At 64.3% G+C, this 2655-nt stretch carries 2 protein-coding genes; both read left to right on the forward strand.

Annotated elements, in window-relative coordinates:
* Positions 1-158 precede the first annotated feature (158 nt).
* Positions 159-647 carry a chemotaxis protein CheW gene (locus IC66_RS0125700; RefSeq protein ID WP_038949575.1) on the forward strand — a complete coding sequence of 163 codons (489 nt, stop codon included), beginning with the start codon at positions 159-161 and terminating at the stop codon, positions 645-647.
* Between the two features lie 61 nt (positions 648-708).
* Positions 709-2514: a methyl-accepting chemotaxis protein gene (locus IC66_RS0125705; protein WP_038949576.1), complete on the forward strand. Its 1806-nt coding sequence runs from the start codon at positions 709-711 to the stop codon at positions 2512-2514.
* The last annotated feature ends 141 nt before the right edge of the window (positions 2515-2655 follow it).

Below are 2655 nucleotides of genomic sequence, written 5' to 3' on the forward strand. Positions count from 1 at the left end.
AAGCCGGCACGTGCGATGAAAGTCGCCGGTGGCGGTGGCTTCGCCTTCGACATGAATGACGGCGAAGACGATCGCGACGCCGAGTTCCAACGCTGATCAACCGGTCCGGCCTTATGCCGGACCGTGCCCATTCCCAATCTGGAATCCTGGACTGCATCATGGCCGCAACCTCGCAATATCTGACGCTCGGGCTCGCCGGCGAGACGTTCGGCATCAGCATCCGCAACGTCCGGGAGATTCTCGACATGCGGCCGATCTCGCGGCTCCCGCACGCGCCGAACTTTCTGCTCGGCATGATCGACGTGCGCGGCAGTGGCTATCCGATCGTCGATCTCAGGAACAAGCTCGGCCTGCCCAGCGTGGCCGCCACCGAAGCGACCCGCATCATCATCCTCGACGTGCCGATGAAGGACCGCCTCGTCGGCGTCGGCTTCGTCGCCGATTGCGTGTTCGAGGTCACCGACATCGACGAGCAGGCGATCGAGCCCGTGCCAGAGGTCGGCGGGAAATGGCAATCGGACTATGCCGCCGGCATCGGCCGCAAGGGCGAGAAGTTCGTCGTGATTTTCGATCTCGCCAAGCTGATGGCCAATGACGAAGTTCCGGAAGGCCGCGACACGGCTACAGATGCGCCTCGCGCCGCCTGAGTTTGCAAGAGTGAAGCGTGGTCACGCGTAATCACCCCAATTCGAACCAACGAGACTGAAAATGAGATTCACCGTCAAAGCCAAGCTCGCCAGCGCGTTTGGCGTCGTCATTCTTCTGTTCATGGTAGCAGGCGCCGTGAGCTACATGAAGTTGTCCGACATGGCCGCGACCGCAGATTCCATGGTGCTTCGCGCCAAGCGGATGGAGAAAGCAGCCGAGGTCGAGAAGATCATCTGGCAGCAGGTCAGGGCGGAAAAGAACGCAATTCTGGGAACGGCAGGCGAGGCCGAGGAATTCGCGGCGAACGCGGCCAAGCTCCGCGATGAGGCCATGAAGATCAGGGACGAGGTCCATGCCCTCGCCAGCGAAGGCGGCAGGAAGCTGCTCGACAACTTCGCCAGCGCCTACGCCCGAATGAACGTCTATCAGGAAGAGACGATCAGGCTGGCAAAGACCGATAAGACCAAGGCAACCGAGCGCTCGATGGGTGACGGGCGCAAGGTGGTTGCAGATGCGACGGAGGCGATGGGAGCCTATGTCGCCAATACGAAGAGGCAGATGGCCGAGCAGGCCGTGCAGTCCAACGAAGACAGCCGTCGCGCCCAGTTGGTTCTGATCGTCCTCGTCATCGTCTCGCTCATCGTTGCCGCGATCGGCGCAGTCTGGATCTCGCTCAATATCAGCCGGTCCCTCGCCAAGGCCGTCGGGCTGGCGGATGCCGTCGCGATCGGCGATCTCAGCCACAAGATCGATACGTCCAGCAACGACGAGATCGGCGATCTCGTGAAATCCCTGAACGCGATGACCGCCAATCTGAACGCCACCGCGGCCGTCGCCAACGAGATCGCGCAGGGCAACCTCACGATCGAAGCCAAGCCGCTGTCGGACAAGGACACGCTGGGCCTTGCGCTCGAGCGCATGGTGGAGAAGCTTCGCCAGATCGTGTCTGAAGCCCTGACCGCGGCGCAGAACGTCTCCGCCGGCAGCCAGGAGCTCTCGGCGAGCGCCGAGCAGCTGTCGCAGGGCGCGACCGAGCAGGCCTCGTCCGCCGAGGAAGCGTCCTCCTCGATGGAGGAGATGGCCTCCAACGTGAAGCAGAACGCCGATAACGCCAACCAGACCGAGAAGATCGCCGCGCAATCCGCCAAGGACGCCGAAGCCAGCGGTGCCGCGGTCGGCCGCGCCGTCAACGCGATGCAGACCATCGCAGAGAAGATCACGATCGTGCAGGAGATCGCACGCCAGACCGATCTGCTCGCGCTCAACGCCGCGGTCGAGGCTGCGCGCGCCGGCGAGCACGGCAAGGGCTTTGCGGTGGTCGCCTCCGAAGTGCGCAAGCTCGCCGAGCGCAGCCAGGCCGCCGCGGCCGAGATCGGCACGCTCTCGGCCGACACCGTCAAGGTGGCACAGGAGGCCGGCGCGATGCTCTCCAAGCTGGTCCCTGACATCAAGAAGACCGCCGAGCTGGTCGAGGAGATCACCGCGGCCTGCCGCGAGCAGGACGTCGGATCGGCCCAGATCAACCAGGCGATCCAGCAGCTAGACAAGGTCGGTCAGCAGAACGCCAGCGCGTCCGAGCAGGTGTCGTCGACCTCGGAGGAGCTCGCTTCGCAGGCCGAACAGCTTCAGTCCACCATCGCCTATTTCCGCATCGAGCACGGCGTGAAGAGCCAGGCACCGGCGCCGATCGACCGGGCTGTGAGCCAGCTGCGCGCCAAGGCGGCCAACATGGCGGCTGCCGAGCGTCCGGCGAAAAAGGTCGTGCAGGCCAGGCCCGCCCGCGCCGTGAAGGTTGCCGGTGGCGGCGGTTTTGCCTTCGACATGCATGACGGCGAGGACGATCGGGACGCCGATTTCCAGCGCTAGAACTTTTGCGGGCCGGTCTGCCCCGGGACGGTGGACCGGTCTTCTTTCAGCGGTTGTTTAAACGCGTAGGATTCGAGATGGCCCGTACGGCCCGACATTCAGTGCAGGTGGCCGTCGCGGACCGGGGCCGGCGGCCATGAT

The sequence above is a fragment of the Bradyrhizobium genomosp. III genome, from assembly GCF_000261705.1.
GTDB classification, from domain to species: Bacteria; Pseudomonadota; Alphaproteobacteria; order Rhizobiales; family Xanthobacteraceae; genus Bradyrhizobium; species Bradyrhizobium ottawaense.